The 20,903-nt window shown below is 44.2% G+C and carries 22 protein-coding genes; 21 read left to right on the top strand and 1 reads right to left on the bottom strand.

Going from position 1 to position 20,903, the window contains the following annotated elements; genetic code table 11:
- Nucleotides 1-78: 78 nt before the first annotated feature.
- The 21 genes from ACH97_RS21465 (at nucleotide 79) to ACH97_RS21365 (ending at nucleotide 19,906) form a co-directional block, all read left to right on the top strand.
- Complete coding sequence (locus ACH97_RS21465) at nucleotides 79-489, top strand: cytidine deaminase (RefSeq protein ID WP_020452242.1); 411 nt, start codon at nucleotides 79-81, stop codon at nucleotides 487-489.
- Nucleotides 470-1,375, top strand: coding sequence for a GTPase Era (gene era / locus ACH97_RS21460; protein WP_023855242.1), 906 nt, complete (start codon nucleotides 470-472; stop codon nucleotides 1,373-1,375). The genes ACH97_RS21465 and era overlap by 20 nt, the downstream gene beginning before the upstream one ends.
- A 161-nt stretch (nucleotides 1,376-1,536) precedes the next feature.
- On the top strand, nucleotides 1,537-1,680 hold the full coding sequence (locus ACH97_RS21455; RefSeq protein WP_003183626.1) for a YqzL family protein: 144 nt from the start codon (nucleotides 1,537-1,539) through the stop codon (nucleotides 1,678-1,680).
- 37 nt (nucleotides 1,681-1,717) lie between these two features.
- Nucleotides 1,718-2,488: a DNA repair protein RecO gene (recO, locus tag ACH97_RS21450; RefSeq protein WP_048350458.1), complete on the top strand. Its 771-nt coding sequence runs from the start codon at nucleotides 1,718-1,720 to the stop codon at nucleotides 2,486-2,488.
- Nucleotides 2,489-2,820: 332 nt separating this feature from the next.
- Nucleotides 2,821-3,708, top strand: coding sequence for a glycine--tRNA ligase subunit alpha (gene glyQ, locus ACH97_RS21445; RefSeq protein ID WP_020452239.1), 888 nt, complete (start codon nucleotides 2,821-2,823; stop codon nucleotides 3,706-3,708).
- Entirely contained in the window at nucleotides 3,701-5,740 is a 2,040-nt protein-coding gene (gene glyS / locus ACH97_RS21440; protein WP_020452238.1) for a glycine--tRNA ligase subunit beta, read from the top strand. The genes glyQ and glyS overlap by 8 nt, the downstream gene beginning before the upstream one ends.
- A 197-nt stretch (nucleotides 5,741-5,937) precedes the next feature.
- Nucleotides 5,938-6,576, top strand: coding sequence for a transcriptional regulator CcpN (gene ccpN / locus ACH97_RS21435; RefSeq protein WP_025804968.1), 639 nt, complete (start codon nucleotides 5,938-5,940; stop codon nucleotides 6,574-6,576).
- A 25-nt stretch (nucleotides 6,577-6,601) separates the two neighbouring features.
- Nucleotides 6,602-7,414 carry a pyruvate, water dikinase regulatory protein gene (locus tag ACH97_RS21430; protein ID WP_020452237.1) on the top strand — a complete coding sequence of 271 codons (813 nt, stop codon included), beginning with the start codon at nucleotides 6,602-6,604 and terminating at the stop codon, nucleotides 7,412-7,414.
- Nucleotides 7,415-7,678: 264 nt separating this feature from the next.
- The gene (locus tag ACH97_RS21425) at nucleotides 7,679-8,170 is read left to right on the top strand and encodes a YaiI/YqxD family protein (protein ID WP_020452236.1); all 492 of its coding nucleotides are present in this window, start codon (nucleotides 7,679-7,681) and stop codon (nucleotides 8,168-8,170) included.
- A 32-nt stretch (nucleotides 8,171-8,202) separates the two neighbouring features.
- Entirely contained in the window at nucleotides 8,203-10,026 is a 1,824-nt protein-coding gene (gene dnaG, locus ACH97_RS21420; protein WP_020452235.1) for a DNA primase, read from the top strand.
- A 207-nt stretch (nucleotides 10,027-10,233) separates the two neighbouring features.
- Nucleotides 10,234-11,355 (top strand): RNA polymerase sigma factor RpoD, encoded by a 1,122-nt coding sequence (gene rpoD, locus ACH97_RS21415; protein WP_020452234.1) that lies wholly within the window; start codon nucleotides 10,234-10,236, stop codon nucleotides 11,353-11,355.
- A gap of 354 nt (nucleotides 11,356-11,709) precedes the next feature.
- Nucleotides 11,710-12,069: a cytochrome c550 gene (gene cccA / locus ACH97_RS21410; protein WP_020452233.1), complete on the top strand. Its 360-nt coding sequence runs from the start codon at nucleotides 11,710-11,712 to the stop codon at nucleotides 12,067-12,069.
- Between the two features lie 358 nt (nucleotides 12,070-12,427).
- Entirely contained in the window at nucleotides 12,428-12,862 is a 435-nt protein-coding gene (locus tag ACH97_RS21405) for a YwqH-like family protein (protein ID WP_020452232.1), read from the top strand.
- Entirely contained in the window at nucleotides 12,862-13,125 is a 264-nt protein-coding gene (locus tag ACH97_RS21400) for a YwqI/YxiC family protein (protein WP_020452231.1), read from the top strand. The genes ACH97_RS21405 and ACH97_RS21400 overlap by 1 nt, the downstream gene beginning before the upstream one ends.
- Before the next feature lie 25 nt (nucleotides 13,126-13,150).
- Nucleotides 13,151-15,169, top strand: coding sequence for a ribonuclease YeeF family protein (locus ACH97_RS21395; RefSeq protein WP_020452230.1), 2,019 nt, complete (start codon nucleotides 13,151-13,153; stop codon nucleotides 15,167-15,169).
- A 16-nt stretch (nucleotides 15,170-15,185) separates the two neighbouring features.
- Complete coding sequence (locus ACH97_RS21390; RefSeq protein WP_020452229.1) at nucleotides 15,186-15,695, top strand: Imm6 family immunity protein; 510 nt, start codon at nucleotides 15,186-15,188, stop codon at nucleotides 15,693-15,695.
- Nucleotides 15,696-15,952: 257 nt separating this feature from the next.
- Complete coding sequence (locus ACH97_RS21385; RefSeq protein WP_228119624.1) at nucleotides 15,953-16,612, top strand: hypothetical protein; 660 nt, start codon at nucleotides 15,953-15,955, stop codon at nucleotides 16,610-16,612.
- Nucleotides 16,613-16,809: 197 nt separating this feature from the next.
- Nucleotides 16,810-17,034 (top strand): hypothetical protein, encoded by a 225-nt coding sequence (locus tag ACH97_RS21380; RefSeq protein WP_020452227.1) that lies wholly within the window; start codon nucleotides 16,810-16,812, stop codon nucleotides 17,032-17,034.
- 225 nt (nucleotides 17,035-17,259) lie between these two features.
- On the top strand, nucleotides 17,260-17,985 hold the full coding sequence (locus ACH97_RS21375; RefSeq protein WP_025811146.1) for an endonuclease V: 726 nt from the start codon (nucleotides 17,260-17,262) through the stop codon (nucleotides 17,983-17,985).
- Between the two features lie 155 nt (nucleotides 17,986-18,140).
- Nucleotides 18,141-18,788: a tRNA (adenine(22)-N(1))-methyltransferase gene (locus ACH97_RS21370; protein ID WP_026579288.1), complete on the top strand. Its 648-nt coding sequence runs from the start codon at nucleotides 18,141-18,143 to the stop codon at nucleotides 18,786-18,788.
- Nucleotides 18,785-19,906: a Nif3-like dinuclear metal center hexameric protein gene (locus ACH97_RS21365; RefSeq protein WP_048350290.1), complete on the top strand. Its 1,122-nt coding sequence runs from the start codon at nucleotides 18,785-18,787 to the stop codon at nucleotides 19,904-19,906. Before ACH97_RS21370 ends, ACH97_RS21365 begins: the two co-directional genes overlap by 4 nt.
- A 26-nt stretch (nucleotides 19,907-19,932) precedes the next feature.
- Here ACH97_RS21365 and ACH97_RS21360 read toward each other — a convergent pair whose 3' ends face one another.
- Complete coding sequence (locus ACH97_RS21360; protein WP_023855228.1) at nucleotides 19,933-20,877, bottom strand: 4-hydroxy-3-methylbut-2-enyl diphosphate reductase; 945 nt, start codon at nucleotides 20,875-20,877, stop codon at nucleotides 19,933-19,935.
- Nucleotides 20,878-20,903 lie beyond the last annotated feature (26 nt).

The raw sequence follows: 20,903 nt of genomic DNA, 5'->3' as shown, positions 1-20,903 counted from the left end.
GGCGTGAAAAAGAAGCCATTTTTATGTAAAATAAAAGTGTTAGCGGTACCATAACCGCTATAGGAAGGAATACACACATTGACTAAACAAGAATTGATTGCAGAAGCTTTAAAAGCAAGGGAATTTGCATATGTTCCGTATTCGAAATTCAAAGTCGGCGCTGCCCTTTTGACTGAGGACGGCAAGGTGTACAAAGGCTGCAACATTGAAAATGCTGCATACAGCCTGTGCAACTGCGCCGAGCGGACAGCGTTGTTCAAGGCTTACTCGGAAGGGGAAAAATCGTTTAAGATGCTTGCCGTCGCTGCGGATACGCCGGGTCCGGTGTCGCCGTGCGGAGCGTGCAGACAGGTGATTTCTGAACTTTGTTCACCAAACATGCCTGTCATCTTAACCAATCTGAATGGCCAAATCAAAGAAATGACGGTTCAAGAATTACTGCCAGGAGCATTTTCATCGGAGGACTTACATGACACAGGAAAGCTTTAAATCAGGATTTGTCTCCATTATCGGACGACCAAACGTAGGAAAATCTACATTTTTGAATCGCGTGATCGGCCAAAAAATCGCCATCATGAGCGACAAACCGCAAACAACAAGAAACAAAGTGCAAGGTGTGCTGACAACCGATACATCCCAGACGATTTTTATCGATACGCCGGGCATTCATAAACCGAAGCATAAATTGGGCGATTTTATGATGAAGGTGGCGCAGAATACTTTAAAGGAAGTCGACTTGATCTTGTTTATGATCAATGCGGAGGAAGGCTACGGAAAAGGCGACGAATTTATCATCGAGCGCTTAAAAGGAGTCAAGACGCCGGTATTTTTGATCGTCAACAAAATCGACCGGATTCATCCGGATGAGCTTCTTGTGCTGATCGATGAGTACAGAACCAGGTATCCGTTTCAGGAAATCGTTCCGATCTCCGCCCTTGAGGGAAATAATATCGATACGCTTTTAAAGCAAATTGAAGATTATTTGCCGGAAGGTCCGCAGTTTTACCCGAGTGACCAGGTGACCGATCATCCGGAGCGATTTATCATTTCTGAGCTGATTCGGGAAAAAGTGCTGCATCTGACAAGGGAAGAGATCCCTCACAGCATTGCGGTCTCGATCGAGTCCATTCAAGAACGAGAAAACGGTTCTGTGTATGTGAGCGCGACCATCGTCGTCGAACGCGATTCACAAAAAGGGATCGTCATCGGAAAAAGAGGCAGCCTGCTTAAAGAAATCGGCAAGCGGGCAAGAACTGATATCGAGGCGCTGCTCGGATCATCGGTGTTTTTAGAGCTGTGGGTTAAAGTGCAGAAAGACTGGCGCAACAAGATGTCTCAGCTTCGTGATTTTGGATTTAGAGAAGACGAGTATTAACGAACAGAGCTTGACCGCGGTTTAGTCGTGACAAAATCTCTCGAAATCAAAGATATATTAGAAAAAATTGTTTAACATGAAATGGAGGATACAAGGTCAAGATAATCTTAAGAATTTGGATGTTTAAAAAGCTAGTTATAAACAGAAAGGTGGGGCTTTTTATGTTGAATTTTACTTGGAATGTATTTTCACAAACAGGAAGCGTAGACACGTACCTCCTTTTTAAAGAATTGGAAAAGGAGAACCTGGAAAGACCCGAAGTACTTGAAGAAGAGCTAGCGCAAATTGACTTTCCAATTTTGTGATCATGCTTGACCCCTCCAATTTTTGGATGGTGCACATATGCTGACGAAATGTGAAGGTATCGTCCTTCGTACAAACGACTATGGTGAAACAAATAAAATCATTACGCTGTTGACGAGAGAACACGGGAAAATCGGTGTGCTGGCAAGGGGCGCCAAAAAGCCGAACAGCCGCTTGTCAGCGATTTCCCAGCCGTTCCTTTATGCTTCTTTTTTATTCCGCAAATCATCCGGTCTCGGCACATTGGAGCAGGGCGAGATGATCGAAAGCATGAGGCATATACGCGAGGATCTGTTTTTAACAGCATACGCGGCCTACATCACTGAATTAATCGACCAGGGAACGGAGGAAAAGAAACCGAATCCGTTTTTATTTGAGCTGCTTCTTCAGTCGATGAGGAGGCTCGATGACGGTACAGATCCCGACATTATCGCCAACCTTATCGAAGTTAAAATGCTCAGCGTGATGGGGCTGTATCCGGAGCTGGATGAATGTGTACATTGCAAAAGCAAAGACGGCACATTTCATTTTTCGATCCGCGACAACGGCTTTATCTGCCACCGCTGTTTTGCGAAAGATCCATACAGGATACCGCTGTCTCCCGCATCCGCCAGGCTGTTGAGGCTGTTTTTTTATTTTGACTTGTCAAGGCTCGGCAATGTCTCGGTCAAACAGGAGACGAAGGATGAGCTGAAAAGGGTCATACAGACGTACTATGACGAGTACTCAGGGATCTACCTGAAATCGCGGCGCTTCATGGAACAAATGGACAATATGAAAAAGATGCTGGGCGATGAAAACAAAAGTTGACAACCTCTTCATCTTTTTATAAGATCATGTCATGAAGATTGGATTCAATAATGACGTTGCGTTGACGGAAAGGAAGTAATTGCGCACGGCCTCATTGAAGCGACTCCGGGGCGGTGAAAGCCGGGGATGAGAGCGTAATGAAAGGCATTCCCTGAGCAACTTTTAAAAAAGAGGCTGAGACATTTCCTCTCAGCAATTAGGGTGGAACCGCGGGAGAACTCTCGTCCCTATGTTTGTGGGCAAACAAGCATAGGGACGGGAGTTTTTTTCTGCCCAAACCAGCCCTATGCCAAAAATTAAACTTGAAAACACGTTTTATGGAGGTGCTTCATTTGAATATTCAAGAAATGATTTTGACCCTGCAAAAGCACTGGTCCAATGAAGGATGCGTACTTTTGCAGTCGTATGATGTAGAGAAGGGTGCAGGAACGATGAGTCCATATACATTTTTGCGGAGCCTTGGACCTGAACCTTGGAAAGTCGCTTATGTGGAGCCGTCAAGACGCCCTGCGGACGGAAGATACGGGGACAACCCGAACAGGCTTTATCAGCACCATCAATTCCAGGTGATCATTAAGCCGTCTCCCGACAATATTCAAGAGCTTTATTTAGATTCATTAAAAGCTCTTGGAATCGACCCTCTGGAGCATGATATCCGTTTTGTCGAGGATAACTGGGAAAATCCGTCGCTCGGCTGCGCCGGGCTTGGCTGGGAAGTGTGGCTTGACGGCATGGAAATCACCCAGTTTACCTATTTTCAGCAGGTCGGCGGGCTTGAGTGCAAACCGGTTTCTGTGGAAATCACATACGGTATTGAACGCCTTGCTTCTTATATTCAAGACAAAGAAAACGTCTTTGACCTCGAATGGACGAAAGGCTATACGATAAAAGACCTGTTCAAGATGGCTGAATACGAGCATTCCGTCTATACGTTCGAGACATCTGACGTCGACATGCTGTTCGAATTGTTTGCCACGTACGAAAAAGAAGCGAACCGTCAGATGGATCAGGGACTTGTCCATCCTGCTTATGATTATGTACTGAAATGCTCGCATACGTTCAACTTGCTTGACGCAAAAGGAGCGATTTCCGTCACGGAGCGCACAGGATATATTGCAAGGGTGAGAAATCTGGCCAGAAAAGTGGCGAAAACGTATTATGATGAACGCGAAAAGTTGGGTTTCCCAATGCTGAAGGAGGAAGAGGCTTCACATGAGTAATCAAGATTTGCTTTTAGAAATCGGATTAGAAGAAATGCCGGCGCGCTTCATGCATGACAGCATGACTCAGCTTGGTGAAAAACTGGAAAGCTGGCTCAAGGAAAAAAATATTGCCTTCGGTTCCGTCAAGCTCTATAACTCCCCTAGAAGACTGGCCGTTCTTGTCGAGAACGTGGCGGAGAAGCAGGACGATGTGACAGAAGAAGCGAAAGGACCGGCAAAGAAAATCGCCCTTGACGAAAACGGCGAATGGACAAAGGCGGCCATCGGCTTTTCACGGGGGCAAGGAGCAAGTCCGGAAGATTTGTATTTTAAAGACATCAAAGGAACGGAATATGTTTTTGTGCAAAAATTTCAAAAAGGTCAGGATACGTTTTCATTACTTCCTGAGCTCGGCGACTTGGTGACAAGCCTCCACTTTCCAAAAAACATGCGCTGGGGCAGCGAAGATTTGAAATACATCAGGCCGATTAAATGGATCGTCGCGCTGTTCGGCAGTGAAGTCGTTCCGTTTTCAGTCGCTCATGTCGAAACCGGCCGCACAACACAGGGACACCGCTTCCTCGGAAAAACAGCCGGCTTGAGCGCACCTTCTGAATACGAAGCGGCACTTGAAAGCCAGTTTGTGATTGCCGATCCGGACAAACGGAAGCAGCTGATCGTTAAGCAGCTTGACGAACTGGCGGCTGAAAAGTCCTGGGACATTCCGAGAGACGAGGATCTGCTGGATGAGGTTACCCATCTGGTTGAATATCCAACGGTTCTGTTCGGTTCTTACGAAGAGGAATTTCTCGCAATTCCTGAAGAGGTGCTCGTGACAACGATGAAAGAGCATCAGCGCTATTTCCCTGTCAAAGATGAAAACGGCGGCTTGCTTCCTTACTTTGTGACCGTCCGCAACGGAGACAGCCGCGCCCTTGAAAACGTGGCGAGAGGGAACGAAAAAGTACTGAGAGCGAGGCTTTCAGACGCCGCCTTCTTCTATAAAGAAGATCAAAAATTAAACATTGACGAGAATGTGAAAAAACTCGAAAAGATCGTTTTCCACGAAGAACTGGGATCGCTTGGAGACAAAGTAAGACGCACTGAGGCGGTTGCTGAACGGATCGCTGAAATCATCGGTGCGGATCAAGAGACGGTGCAGCTGATCAAGCGCGCTTCGCACATTTCAAAATTCGACCTTGTGACACACATGGTTTACGAATTTCCTGAGCTGCAGGGCATCATGGGTGAAAAATATGCGCGGATGCTCGGGGAGAAAGAAGAAGTGGCGCTCGCTGTCAATGAGCACTATATGCCGAGACAAGCCGGAGGGGAAACGCCTTCATCAATCGTCGGCGCCGTCGTCGCATTAGCGGATAAACTCGATACGGTCGCTTCATTCTTTAAAATCGGCGTCATTCCGACAGGATCTCAGGACCCGTATGGACTGAGAAGACAGGCGAGCGGCATCGTCCAAATCCTGCTTGACCGGAACTGGGGCATTTCATTCAAAGAACTGGCTGCGTTTGCCGGACAGGAAGCAAACAGCGAACTGCTCGAATTCTTTAAACAGCGCCTCAAATACGTATTAACAGCGGAAAACATCCGCTACGATGTGGTGGATGCCGTGCTCGAAAGCTCGAACCTTGAGCCGTATTCGGCTGTCAAAAAAGCCGCTGTCCTTGAATCGGCTGCAGCAAAACCGGAATTTAAAGAAACGGCTGAAGCGCTGGCAAGGGTTATTTCGATCAGCAAAAAGAGCGAAACGAACGCCATTGACGCGTCACTGTTTGAAAACCCTCAAGAAGAGGAGCTTTTCAAAGCTTATGAGGCGTGCAGACAGCAATTAGAGACCCTTTACAAAGCCAAAGATTATGAGGGAGCCTTCAGTGAGCTGTCCAAGCTGAAAGAGCCGATCGAAGCTTATTTTGATCACACGATGGTCCATGCCGAAGATGAAAGATTAAAAGCGAACCGCCTGGCGCAAATGGCAAGCCTGGCGGAGCTGATCCGATCTTTTGCAAACATCAATGCCATCATTGTAAAATAAACACCGCGGAAGACGGTTGCTGACAAGCTGGCAATCGTCTTTTTGCTCAAATCGGTTTTTCACATCCTTGTCAAATTGTGCCTGTCTTTTTCATAGAATTCAATTGTAATTGCTGTTATTTTAGTCTTCATATGCGTTATAATATGTTATCGACTTTTATACATAACGAACGAATTGTGAGCTTCGGCTTAAAGGTGGTGAGTACGATCGAACTAAATAAACGTCAGGAGCATATTTTGCAGATTGTCAAAGAGAACGGGCCGATTACCGGAGAACATATCGCGGAAAAGCTGAATCTGACAAGGGCTACACTTCGTCCGGACTTGGCGATATTGACGATGTCAGGATTTTTGGAAGCAAGGCCGCGGGTCGGTTATTTCTACACGGGAAAGACGGGCACGCAGCTCTTGGCTGATAAGCTGAAAAAGCTGCAGGTGAAAGACTTCCAGTCCATTCCGGTGGTCATTCATGAAAATGTCTCCGTTTATGATGCGATTTGCACGATGTTTTTAGAGGACGTAGGAACGCTTTTTGTCGTTGATGATAATGCCATCTTAGTCGGTGTACTTTCACGAAAAGACTTGCTCAGAGCCAGCATCGGCAAACAGGAGCTCCCTTCAATACCCGTCCATATCATTATGACGAGAATGCCGAACATTACGCTTTGCAGGCGCGACGATTTCATTTTGGACATTGCCAAGATGCTTATCGAAAAACAAATTGACGCACTGCCTGTTGTAAAAGATACAGAAAAAGGCTATGAAGTTGTGGGAAGAATTACGAAAACGAACATGACAAAAATTTTAGTCGGCTTATCTGAAAATGAAATCATGTAGAGTGAACTTCAAATGGAGGGATATCATGAGTAATCGGACGATTTATGTTGTATCAGACTCTGTCGGCGAGACCGCTGAGCTCGTAGTCAAGGCGGCTATCAGCCAGTTTAACGGTTCATCCGAGCAGACAAACATCAGGCGGATTCCTTATGTTGAAGACCGCGGAACAATAAAAGAAGTGATCTCGCTGGCAGAAGCGGACGGCGGCATCATCTGTTTTACGCTTGTTGTTCCGGAGATTCGTGATTTTTTAATCGCCGAAGCGGAAAAGGCGAATGTCGTGTATTACGATATCATCGGCCCGCTGATTGAGAAAATGGAGACGGCCTACGGCTTCAGCGCGAAATATGAGCCGGGCAGAGTCCGGCAGCTGGACGAAGATTATTTTAAGAAGGTAGAGGCCATCGAATTTGCCGTAAAATATGACGATGGCAGAGACCCAAGGGGCATCTTAAAAGCGGATATCGTGCTGATCGGCGTGTCGAGAACGTCCAAAACTCCGTTATCCCAATACTTGGCGCACAAACGGTTAAAAGTGGCAAACGTTCCGATCGTTCCCGAGGTGGATCCTCCTGAAGAGCTCTTTACCGTTGATCCGGCTAAATGCATCGGGTTAAAAATCAGCCCGGATAAGCTGAACCATATTCGCAAGGAGCGCCTGAAATCGCTCGGCCTCAACGACAAAGCGATTTACGCTAATATCAACCGCATCAAAGAAGAGCTGGAGTTCTTTGAAAAGATCGTCGGCCGCATCGGCTGCAATGTCGTAGACGTATCAAATAAAGCGGTAGAGGAAACGGCCAACATTATTCACAACATGATGACAAAAAGGGTCTAAGAATAAAACTCAGGACACCCCATCCTGGGTTTTTGCTTTGATGGTTTTGGGAAAAGTGAAAATGATAGCATCTTTAACCCATTTGTATTATAATAAAAAATTGTGATAAAATAATTAACTTTTAGGTTTAAGCTTAGTACAGAACGAATAAACTATTATGGGTATCGTGTCAAGAATTTCCCCAAAAAAACTTTCGACAAATTCTTATAGATCGATTATTTTTGAAACCTGTGTGATTTTGCCTGTATTTATAGCAGGAGATTGATGGAGGGATGGAGAATTAGTCTTCTTGAAAAAGAAAGGACGATTTTTGTCGATGCAGACGCATGCCCGGTAAAAGATGAAGTGCTTAAAACAGCGGCGGATTTCGACGTAAAGGTGGTATTCGTGGCTTCATTCGAGCATTTTCAAGTCACAAGGAAAGAAGAAGAGAATTGGACATATGTCGATCCGCACAAAGAAGCAGCCGATCTGTACATTGCCAACCATGTTCGACCAGGTGATGTCGTCGTGACACAAGATATCGGGCTGGCATCGCTTTTGCTTGGCAAAAAGGTCTATGTGATGACGGAGAGAGGCTTTCTTTTCGAAGAGGACACCATCGATCATGCTCTTTTCCGCCGTCACGTCGCACAAAAATTGAGAAGAAGCGGACGTTACACGAAAGGCCCGAAAAAACTGGTCAAGGAAGACCGAGAGCGATTTGTCAAAGAGCTGCAAAAAATCTTGTCGAAAATTGAAGGATTTACGTACTAAGCAGCGAATTATGTACGACGGAGTGTTGGAACATGGGCAATCGTATACCAGACGAAATTGTAGAACAGGTACAAAAATCAGCTGATATCGTAGAAGTTATCGGAGAGTACGTCCAGTTGAGAAAACAGGGGCGTAATTATTTTGGGCTTTGTCCTTTTCATGGTGAGAATACGCCATCTTTTTCCGTTTCCGGAGAAAAACAGATTTTTCATTGTTTTGGCTGCGGAGCGGGAGGGAATGTTTTTTCATTTTTAAGACAAATGGAAGGCTATTCATTTACGGAGGCCGTCTCTCACCTGGCGGACAAATATCAAATAGATCTGCCGGAGCAGGTTGCAGCTGTATCAGCATACAGCACAGGCAGTTCGGATGAACAGAAAATGGCGGAAGCTCATGATCTGTTAAAGAAATTTTATCATCATTTGCTGGTCAATACAAAGGAAGGCCAGGAAGCGCTCGATTATTTGCTCGGAAGAGGCTTTGAGATGGAGCAGATCGAGCAGTTTGAAATCGGATGCGCCCTTGATTCATGGGATTTCATCACAAAGTTTTTGGAACGGAGAGGTTTTGATCTTGCGCTGATGGAAAGAGCCGGACTCATCATCAGACGCGAGAACGGTGACGGCTATTTTGACCGTTTCAGAAACAGGATTATGTTTCCGATTCATGATCATCACGGCGCAACGGTCGCTTTTTCCGGACGGACGTTCACCGGGGAGCAGCCAAAATACATGAACAGCCCGGAAACGCCGCTTTTTCGAAAAAGCAAGCTTCTCTATCATTTCCATCAGGCCCGCCTTCACATTCGAAAAGAAGAGAGGGCCGTCCTTTTTGAAGGATTTGCCGACGTCATTTCAGCCGTCAGTTCCGGTGTGAAAGAATCGATCGCCACGATGGGCACATCGCTGACAGAAGAACATGCGAAAATCATCAGGCGAAATGTCGGAGAGGTCATACTGTGCTATGACTCGGATCATGCCGGTTATGAAGCCACGCTGAAAGCGGCGGAGATTCTTCAGAAAAAAGGCTGCGACGTCAAGGTGGCCATGATACCTGACGGGCTGGATCCCGATGACTACATCAAAAAATTCGGCAGCGAGAAATTTAAGAATGATGTAATAGGGGCCAGCGTTACGATGATGACGTTTAAAATGAACTATTTCCGCAAGGGCAGAAATCTGTCTGATGAAGGAGACCGTTTAGCCTATATCAACGATGTACTGAAGGAAGTCAGCCTTCTCAGCGGGCCTTTGGAACAGGAAATATACATCAAACAGCTGGCAAATGAATTTTCAATCTCATTTGAATCCTTGAAGGATCAGCTTTCCGTATTTGAAAAGCAGGCTGTAAGCCGCAGCAGGGAAAGCAGCCGTCAGGACTCAAAAGAGCGGCAGGCGGCCGTTTCGCGCGCGCCGCGGAGAAAGACGGGTCTTCGGCCGGCTCATGAGAATGCGGAGCGGATGCTCCTGGCTCACATGATTCATGACCGGGATGTCATTCGAAAGGTTTTAGACCGGGTGGGCTTTGAATTCAACCTTGATCAGCACCGCGCGATTGCCGCTTATTTGTACGCCATGTATGAAGAAGGAGCGGACATTTCCATCCAGGAGCTCTTTAAAAGAGTTGAGGATCAGGAACTCGGTCAGCTTCTGACAGATATCTTAATGCTTCAGGTGAACGAAGAATTAAGTGAAGCGGAATTATCTGATTATGTAAAAAAAGTGTTGAATTATCGAAATTGGTCAATGATAAAAGAAAAAGAAGCTGCAAGGGCGGAAGCCGAGAGGCAAAAAGACTTCATCAAAGCGGCAACTTTGGCGCAGGAAATTGTTAAGCTGAACCGTTCGCTGAAATAAACCGTTATATATAATAGGAAAAGCTTTTGGCAATGAATCCTAACGGAGGAGCAAAAGCTGCTTGTCCTAATCATATATTGTCAATTTATGATTTGCTTTCCCGTGAAGCCCTAGATAAGAGAGAAGGCTTTACTCCGTGAAATAGGAACAAAAAAAGCGGGATGCTTTTAGAATTCGTCTGTAAGTTTTGGAAGGAGGGATCCATGAATGGCTGATAAACAAGCACACGAGACCGAAACTGAATTCACATTTGAACAGGTGAGGGATCAATTAACAGAAGCCGGGAAAAAGCGCGGAGTGCTCACATATGAAGAAATTGCAGAGCGCATGTCCAGCTTCGAGATCGAATCAGACCAAATGGATGAGTATTATGAATTTTTAGGAGAACAAGGCGTTGAATTAATTAGCGAGAACGAAGAAAATGAGGATCCTAATATTCAACAGCTGGCCAAGGCCGAAGAAGAATTTGACCTTAACGATTTAAGCGTGCCTCCGGGCGTTAAGATAAACGACCCTGTCCGCATGTATCTGAAAGAAATCGGACGGGTAAACCTTTTGTCTGCAAAAGAAGAAATCGAATACGCGAAAAAAATTGAAGAAGGCGACGAAGAGTCGAAGCGCCGTCTCGCTGAAGCCAACTTGAGACTTGTCGTCAGCATCGCAAAACGGTATGTCGGCCGCGGAATGCTTTTCCTTGACCTTATTCAGGAAGGAAACATGGGCCTGATGAAGGCGGTAGAAAAGTTTGACTACCGCAAAGGATACAAATTCAGCACATACGCGACATGGTGGATCAGACAGGCGATTACAAGAGCGATTGCCGACCAGGCGAGAACGATCAGGATTCCTGTTCATATGGTTGAAACCATCAACAAGCTGATTCGTGTTCAAAGGCAGCTCCTTCAGGATCTCGGCCGCGAACCAACGCCTGAAGAGATTGCGGAAGATATGGATCTGACGCCTGAAAAAGTCCGCGAAATCCTAAAGATCGCCCAGGAACCGGTTTCACTCGAGACTCCGATCGGTGAAGAGGACGATTCACATCTGGGAGACTTCATTGAGGATCAGGAAGCGACTTCTCCGTCAGATCATGCAGCATATGAATTGCTGAAAGAACAGCTTGAAGATGTACTGGATACATTGACAGACCGTGAAGAAAATGTGCTCCGCCTTCGCTTCGGCCTTGATGATGGTCGTACAAGAACATTAGAAGAAGTTGGTAAGGTATTTGGGGTAACAAGAGAACGAATTCGTCAAATAGAAGCTAAAGCACTTCGTAAATTAAGACATCCAAGCAGAAGCAAACGCTTGAAAGATTTTCTCGAATAAACTTGAACGGGTCAGGAGATCCGTTCTTTTTTCACGACATAATGAAAGCGCTATTATTGGTAACCCGATTATATTTTACTTAATTTCTTTCGAATTTGCAAATATCCAAAAGTGCATTTTGAGTCATTATAACCTTGAGATCGAAGGAAAAGCCCTTTATAATTGTTGTTGTAACCGTATTCAAAAACTGGTCTTTAAATGGAAAATGAACAATCGCTTCATCATCCGTTATTTTGTCTAAAATGTGAACTTCATCAGCTTTTGTTTCATAATTGGTTTACTTTTTGTAAAATTAAAGTAGAATTAGAATTGTTTACATAAGGGGCAGGGGTAAATTAAAAAGGGGGATGTAAAATGAACCGCAATCCATTGATACCATTTTTGTTAATCGCCATTATGGGCATAGGACTTGTTTTTATCTTATCCATAAAAGGCCTTTATGACGAAAAAGAAATTGCAGGTGAAGGGAATAAAACAGCTCAAGAAGACAAAGCGGATGCCTCGCCTGAAGAAATTTACAAAGCGAACTGTGTAACCTGCCACGGCGAGAATTATGAAGGTGTATCAGGTCCTAAACTGAAGGGCGTCGGGGACCGGATGGATACAGGTGCGATTAAAGAAAAGATTGAAAAAGGCGGTAACGGAATGCCGGGCGGACTTGTTCCGGCAGAAAAGCTTGATGATATGGCAAAATGGGTGTCAGAGATTAAATAGCTTTTCCAGATTGGCTAAATCACCAAAAGGATTCGTAATGAAAGCTTAGACAAGAGCTTTTGTGCGAATCCTTTTTTGTTTTCGTTAAACGGGGGTTTTTGCTTAGCGGTGAGTCATGTTGAAGGGTGATTTGGACTATTTAGATTTTCGATCCCGGCCTTTAAGAGGATGATGCGTCTGCCGGAAATAGGTCTTTGTTACTTTTTTTGGGGCGCACTCCACCTTTGTGGGGGAAAAAATAAGCATTCCACCCTATTTAAGTAAGATTGCATCTATTTTACTATTATATAAATGGAGAAAATGCAGCGGATGCACTGGTGCCATCCGTCTATTTGAGTATTTCCCTGAGGTGAATCATATGAGTCATGAGAGCACATTGAATCATATCCACAGCACGATTAACCAAAAGCTGGCTGATGTAGAAAGCCGGATTGAACGTGTCAAAACAGCAAAAAAGGAGATTGAGAAAGAACACGAAACCGGGATTGTCGAGATCAGACAGATCTTGCACCCTCATCTGAACAGCCACTGGACGGGGGACTTCGCCAATGATTTTGATGACGAACGGGATGAAGCTCATACATCAATGTACAACATCGTGAACGGAAAGTATGAAGGCTATATTTCACAGCTGGAGAGAAAAATTTTCGCGCTGGAAATTGAAAAACACAGCCTTGAATTGGCGGGAGCGGCAGCTAAAGAGGCGGATCATTTGCTTTCTCTCGGAGAAAAAGCGGTTGATCAGTTGAGCGATAAACTCCGCTCAATCAAAAACAGTTGGAGCTGGTTTTAATGACGACAATCAAGCTGAAACATGAAGCGGTCATCAAAAAGCTGGAGGCCGTAAAAGAGGCGCTCGATGCCCTGGACCTGCCAAATCCTCCGAAAGCGGCGGGGAAAAATAAATTGACATATGTGACAAAGTGCCACGAACGCGAGCAGAACATTCATCAGATGGTGGCCGATTACAAAAAAGCCGTACACAAAAACATAAAGGATACGAAGGAAAATGTCGATTTGCTGAAAGAGCAGGACAAAGCAATCGCCAGAAAATAGCCCTTAGGTTAGAGAGGACAATTCAATGAAAGTATTTGAAGCGCATTCTTTAATTGAAGCAGCGAATAACCGCAAGAAACAATACGAAACCTTTGAGGATCAACTGCAGACGCTCAAAAAAGCGTTTCTTGGGGTCGCTGATTTAGGTGAAGATTTTCAGGGGAAAGGTGCCGACAACATTAAAGACTTCTACAAAGGACAGGCAGAGATCGTAGACAGCTGGTTAAAGCTTGTTGAAGCACAGATTGCTTTTTTTAAAGGTGTATCAGGTGATATAAAGGACAAAAAGCTGTCCGATTCTTATGTGGAAATCTCTTTTTTGGATCATGAACTGAAAAATGCTGATTTGAAAGCGACGGAAATCGTCTCGGGGCTCAAGTTGGAAATGGATAAAATCATCGCAAGTATCAGCGATATCGTTGACTTGGACAATTGGACGCTCGACGATTATATTGATAAAATGTCTAAAGCGCAAACAACCCGGCAAAACACCATCGACGCCGTTAATCAGCTGGATGAATCGCTCAAGACCGAATACACAAACTTACAAGCGCTCGACAGCGCAGTGCTCGGCAAATATTCCGGGCTGATGGAAGCTACAAGCCACGGAAAAACCGCCTCGCCGATGTATTTTAGCTTGAAATCGTTCCACTCAAGCGAGATCTATAAAAATACGATAGAAGTCGAAAATCAAGCCGCCAATTATATTGAATTCAAAAATGAACAGGCAGAAGCGCGCAGGCTTCAGGAAAAACAAGAAGAAGAAGCGAACAAGCCTTGGTATTTAAAAGCGCTTGACGCAGCCGGAACATTTGTCGGAGAAGTCAGCGGGTATTATGATTATAAGAGAGCCGCTGAAGGCGTCGACCCGGTCACAGGAGAAAAGCTGACAGACGGCCAGCGTGTCGCCGCCGGAGCAATGGCGGCAGCAGGATTTATTCCGATCGTAGGGTGGGCAGGCCGAGCCTTCAAAGGCGGCAAAGCCATTTATAAAACAGGAAAAGGACTCATCGCCGCTGAACACGCGCTTGACGCTTACAAAGCCTCAAAAACGTTGAACGTCTTGAAAATGACGGAAATGGGCGCCTACGGCCTTGTCGCTTCAAATGGGTTCTCAGAAGCCGTCACGGGCAAGGACATGTTTGGAAACAAAGTTTCTGAAGAGAGGCGGAAACAAGGCCTGATCGAAGCAGCCTTGAGTCTCGTCGGTGCAGGTGCTGTCGCAAAAACGGCAAACCACGGCGCTCAAACATTGGCCAAAACGGCTGGCAAAAACATTCCGCTCGCGAAATCGCCAAAAGCGGCGCTGGTACAAAAAGGAAACAACATCCTTGAAAAGGTGAAATCCTTCCAAGTTCCAACAAACGTCCGCGTCTACGTCGAACAGCCGGCCTCCACAACAGGCCACCGCATCGGCACCCCGATTGTCCGCGTGAATGTGGAAAAAACGCCGGTGAAAGAGCTTGGGATTGTGAAGATGGTAAGTGGTAAGGGGATGGGTAATGGTAAGATCCAACTGGGTAAAGAAGATCTGGATGTTTTACGGAAAAAGTGGAATGTTCCAGAGACTAATACAATTGCAGTTGGTAAAACCGATGTAAAAGGACTTGAAAAAAGGACTTTTGAAGGTGGATCTCCAGAAGTAAGAAAAGAAGCTGGACTGCCTTCATTGGATACAATCTTACCAAATAGAGAGATCAGGGCCCCATACGATCATATGAAAAATCCTAAATTAGCACAGTTTACAAGACATGCTGAAGAAGGAGTTTTAAACGAGTTTGATTCTGCTGTAAAGAAGGCAGGCATCAAACCGACGGAAGTAACAGGTACATTAAGAGTTCACCAGTCTAATCCAAGAGGCGTATGTAATAAGTGTAGTAAAGGATTACTTAAACCTTATCCTATTGAAAAGAGTGGTATATTTTATCAAGCAAGCAAGAAATATCCCAATCTAACAATAGAAGTAACATCAGAGATTGATGACAGTGTTAAAACTAATGGACTGTTATCTTTCGTTTTAAAAGATGGAAAGATTATCGGATAATTTTAAGGAGGAAATCATGGATAATATTTCAATCGATAATTTACAAAATGAAGTTAAAGTAGGCTTTGTTTTAACAGTTGCCGAAAGAGTATTTTCTGTAATCAGCAAAGACGATGAAAGGTATCCTGAAGGGAGAGAAGCATTGGACAAATGCTGGTTATGGGTTGAATCTCATGCTGTTACTGGTGATGACTTATACGAGCTAATTGATAACGCAGACTTTACAGGAATTTCAGAATTTGCTGAGGAAGAAGAAGACTTAAATATTGCTAGGCTATGGTCACTATTAGTTGATGCTGTCGCTTATACTTCTTGGGAAGCTTATAAAAAGGAAAAAGTGAAATATTTACCACAAGCGTTAGAGAGTATTAATAACGATAGTATTACCATCTTTTTAAACAGTGCAGTGGAAACTGGTTTTATCACATTGAAGGAGATTGAAAAAATAGGAAAAGGCATTGAAAATTATCAGAGCACAAACACTGAGATCCCAACAAAAAGAGAAGAGTTTATAAAGTTATTTTAATTAGGAAAAAACTTATATAACAATCGTAAGTTTAATATATGTTTATTAACTGCTCCTAAAGTTAAGAATAAAGCACTTGGTTGTAAATAAAAGGAAACAAGTGCTTTTTCTAGTTTTAGGATAGAAAATGAGTAGGTACATTATAATTTTACGAAGTGATTCTAATGGCCGTGAAATGTAAAGAGGGATAATTAAAGGGTTGTATTCTCTCGGAAGTCATCGCAACAAATCAACAGTTTATATTATACAAATCAGGAGTGAACGATTTGTCTAATTCCATAAAATCATTAGAACCTATAAATATACCGTGCGGCTGGTTCGTTAAATACCATGATTTAACCGTCACACAAGAAACAGTTGAACCAAATACGAAATTAATAGAATTAGAAAAACAAAGATATCATGCTGCGGTCAAAATCATTAAAGGCCATGATGATTATCTTATACATATTTGTGACAATCATGGAGAAACGATTGACACAATCAATGTTGAAGATCGCCAGCAGTTAGTGGACGAATTGGAACGGATCATTTGGAAAATAGAAGCGGCGGCATTTGGAGGGAACATTTTTATTTTTGAAGGCCCTCCTGACTATTTACGTCTGAGAGTTCCTCAAGGATGGACTGTCTCTTATAATAAACTAATTGATATCGATCCAGATCATTTAGAGGAAGACAGTGATGACTGGTTCAACTTTACGTCATCATTATTGCAGTTGGAGCATAAAGAAAGCCGCTTGACTTTAGATGTCGGCTGGTATATAGATATTGATCCTTCAGGCACCTTTTATATGCTGTTAATAAAAAATCTAGACTGGGATAACCCGTTAGAAGACATGGAAACGAGAAGACCAGAAAAATTAGTGGACCACATCGAAGCCACACTTCAAAAAGCAGCCGAACATAAATATAAATAGCCAGCCGATGATTTGTTAGATTTTGGTCAAAAAAAGTTCTATTCCATATACCCAGAGCCAGCATCTTATGAAGAATATGTACCGAATCATTGGATCGGAATTTATGAGGACTTTACAAATCTAGTTCCTACAAATCAAAAGTATTGGATCAATCATAAAGGGAAAAGTTTATTTTCAAAAAGATAGGAGAGTGTCTTATGAATAGTAATGATACGGTAACCATGTTAAATGAGGAATTTGTGAATGATCAGACAGGTGAAAAGGTCGAAGGCATTACGATTATCATAGATGGACAATTTAAACAAGTTTTAGATATCATTAAAGCCAAAAGCGACAGTTATGAGAATTACACTGAAATCATACGGGACGCTGTTTTTGAGGGTGTAAACAGTATGACGATGAAGCTGAGAAATAAAGAATAATAATGAATGATTAGAAAATACTTCGATTTACAAAAAGACAAACAGAGCTCCCAATTTTTTGCTTGTTGAGGGGTTCTTTTTTATATGCTGCTCATTCTATAAGACATCTTGCTGTCCCGGCTTATCCCGGTATGAATCAATAACTTTGAATGAACTGAACAATTTAGATATGATCTGGATAAAGGCGCTTTGAAAAAAGGGATGATAGAAAGTTGGTTTTTAAAGATGAACATCAACAACATACACGATTTTAATTTAAACCAAGAAAATGACTTTTTAACGATACAAACAAAACTAAAAAAACATATCAATCTAGTAAAATCTATCAGTAAAGACGCTCTGCAAACCTGTGCGGGGGTTGATTTAGCTTATTGGGAGGAAGATGGTGAAGCGTTTGGTGTCTGCAGTATCATCGTGCTGGATTTTCATACGAAGCGTGTCATTGAAAAAGTACATAGTGCAGGAAAAATCGCTGTGCCTTATATCGCGGGGTTTCTTGCTTTTAGGGAGCTGCCGCTTATTATTAAGGCGGCTAAGAAGCTGACGATTGAACCGGATGTTTTTTTATTTGACGGGAATGGCTATCTCCATTTTAACCATATGGGGATTGCGACACATGCGGCGTTTTTTCTCGAAAAGCCAACGATCGGCATTGCGAAAACTTACTTGAAAATAAAACAAACTGATTTTGTGATGCCTGATAATAATTTCGGTGCTTATACTGATATTGTAATTGATGGCGAAGTCTACGGACGTGCGGTGCGGACAAGGCAAGATGTCAAACCGATATTTCTATCATGCGGACATTTGATTGATTTAGACAGCAGTTATGACATCGCGATGAGCTTGGTCAATCGAGAAAGCAGGCTGCCGATTCCGGTTCGGCTCGCGGATCTTGAGACTCATGCTTTACGTGCGTACTACAGAGAAAATCAAAAATTGATCGAGTAAAATGTTGATTTGCTGTTCCAGCTTGGAAACTAAAGCGATTTTTTATATGATAGTAAAGGAAAAATGAATCTAGAAAAGTTGTGATAATTGTGAATGAATTGAAGTTATCGAAAAGGCTGCAGACTGTGGCGAAATACATAACAAAAGGGGCGGTTGTGGCTGATATCGGGTCTGATCATGCGTATTTGCCTTGCTATTGTGTGCTGAATCGACTGGCAAGCGCCGCGATCGCCGGAGAAATCACAGATGGTCCTTTTCTTTCTGCGAAGCAGCAGGTTGAGAAATTGCAATTAAGTCCGCTCATATCCGTAAGGAAAGGCGACGGGCTTGAAGTGATTGAAAAGGGCGAAGCTGATGTGATCACGATTGCCGGAATGGGAGGCTCGCTCATTGCTCACATTCTAAAAGCGGGCAAGGATAAGCTCTCAGGTAAGGAACGTTTGGTTTTACAGCCGAATATCCACGCTCACCATATTAGAGAATGGCTCTATCAGGAAGGCTATGCACTGATCAATGAAGAAATCCTTGAAGAAGACGGCAAGTACTATGAGGTTCTCGTCGCGGAAGCGGGCGATCGGGATGCGGCTTACGATGGGATTTCCTTTGCGGCAGGCATGCTTGTCGGCCCATTTTTGGCCAAACAAAAAAATGCTGTTTTTATCAAAAAATGGTCGCAAGAACTGAAACATACGGAAAACATCTATCAACAAATTGAAGCGGCTCTTCCGAGTGCAGAAAATCAACAAAAATTGCTTGAACTGTCAAAACGGATAGAGGTCTTAAAGGAGGTACTTAGAAGATGACAAAAACGATAAACGGGCATGAAATCATCCAATTGTTTGAACAATTTTCACCAAAGTCATACGCCGTTGAAGGCGATAAAATCGGCCTGCAAATCGGCACGCTGAACAAAACGGTGTCCAATGTCATGGTCACGCTAGATGTTCTCGAAGAAACGGTTGATGAAGCGATTGCAAAGAACGTTGACTTAATCATTGCGCACCATCCGCCTGTTTTCAGGCCGCTGAAACATGTCATCACAGACCAGCCTGGCGGAAGGCTGATCGAAAAGTGCATCAAGCATGATATCGCCGTTTATGCGGCTCATACAAATCTCGATGTTGCTGACGGCGGTGTCAACGACATGCTTGCGGAAGCGCTGGAATTAAAGAACACAAAAGTGCTCGTTCCAACCTACGAAGAGCCGCTGAAAAAACTCGCCGTCTATGTCCCGAAAGATTATGAAGAACAGGTGCGCGCAGCGCTTGGAGACGCCGGAGCCGGTCATATCGGCGCCTACAGCCACTGTGCGTTTTCTTCAGAAGGAGTCGGCAGCTTCAAGCCGCTGTCTGAAGCCGATCCTTTTATCGGCGAGCGGGGCGAGCTTGAACGGGTCGAAGAGGTAAGAATTGAGACCGTTTATCCGTCAGGTATTGAAAAATCCGTGATCAAAGCGATGAATGAGGCTCATCCGTATGAAGAAGTGGCCTTTGATATTTATCCCGTCGAGCAGAGTCCGCTTCGAAAAGGGCTGGGCCGTATCGGTGAATTGAATGAAGAGATGACACTCGAAGCATTTGCCCGTTATGTGAAAGAAAAGCTGGAGGCAAACGGAGCGCGGATGGTGGGCAAGTCTGATGCGAAAGTGAAGAAGGTCGCTGTATTAGGCGGCGACGGCAATAAATACATCCATCATGCAAAACGTATGGGCGCCGATGTATATGTAACAGGAGATCTTTATTTCCATACGGCGCACGATGCCATGATGATCGGGCTGAATGTGGTCGACCCTGGACATTATGCCGAACAAATCATGAAAAACGGAGTTGCGAAAAAGCTGACGGCGATGTGCCGAAAGAAAAAATACAATGTCGCCGTCTTTCCATCAGATACAAATACGAACCCGTTTACATTTTTATAAAAACAAAACCTGAAGCGATGGATGCTTCAGGTTTTTGCTTTTACTTTAGGCAAGATTTTTTGAAGAGGTACTTCGTGACTGATCTTCCATGTGGAAGGATCTTCACGATCGAATTGTTCTAAAAAGCGGATGACTTCTTTTGTAATCGGAGTCGGGGTCGATGCGCCGGCCGTTACAGCGACGGTTTCCACGCCGTCGAGCCATTCCAGCTTTAATTCGCTTAAATCGCCGATCCGGTATGCTTTCGTGCCTGCGATTTCCTCGGAGACCTGGGCGAGGCGATTCGAGTTATTGCTTTTCGGATCGCCGACAACGATTGTCAAGTCGGCTTTTTTCGCCTGTTCGGACACCGCTTCCTGACGCACCTGGGTGGCCAGACAAATCTCCTGGTGGAATTCAACATCCGGATATTTTTCTTTTACTTTTTCCATAATATCATGGACATCCCATTGGGACATCGTCGTTTGGTTCGTGACAATCAGTTTCTCCGCTTCAATGTCCAGCCTTTCCACGTCTTCTTCGGTTTCGACAAGATGAACGATATCCGGGGCGACACCGACCGCTCCTTCAGGCTCCGGGTGTCCTTTTTTTCCAATGTAGATGACGTGATAGCCTTCCGCTTTCATTTTTCGGATTAAATCGTGTGTTTTTGTCACATCAGGGCAGGTGGCGTCAATCGCGACAAGACCTTTATCCTCAGCTATTTTACGGACTTCGGGCGAAACGCCGTGAGCGGTGAAGATCACCGTTCCTTTGTCGACCTGATTCAAAATCTCAAGCCGGTTCGGACCGTCAAGCGTATAAATGCCCTCTTTTTCAAATGCGTCGGTGACATGTTTATTGTGAACGATCATTCCTAAAATATATATAGGTCTCGGCAGACTTTTATCGAGAGCCGCGTTTTTTGCGATGACCATGGCGTCGACGACACCGTAGCAATAGCCGCGCGGCGATATTTTAATTACGTTCATTCTTAGTCCTCCTATAAAGAAGTAAG

The organism is Bacillus paralicheniformis (assembly GCF_001042485.2).
Lineage (GTDB): Bacteria > Bacillota > Bacilli > Bacillales > Bacillaceae > Bacillus > Bacillus paralicheniformis.
Note: the sequence above shows the minus strand (reverse complement) of the source record. Positions and strands in the feature narration are given on the sequence as shown.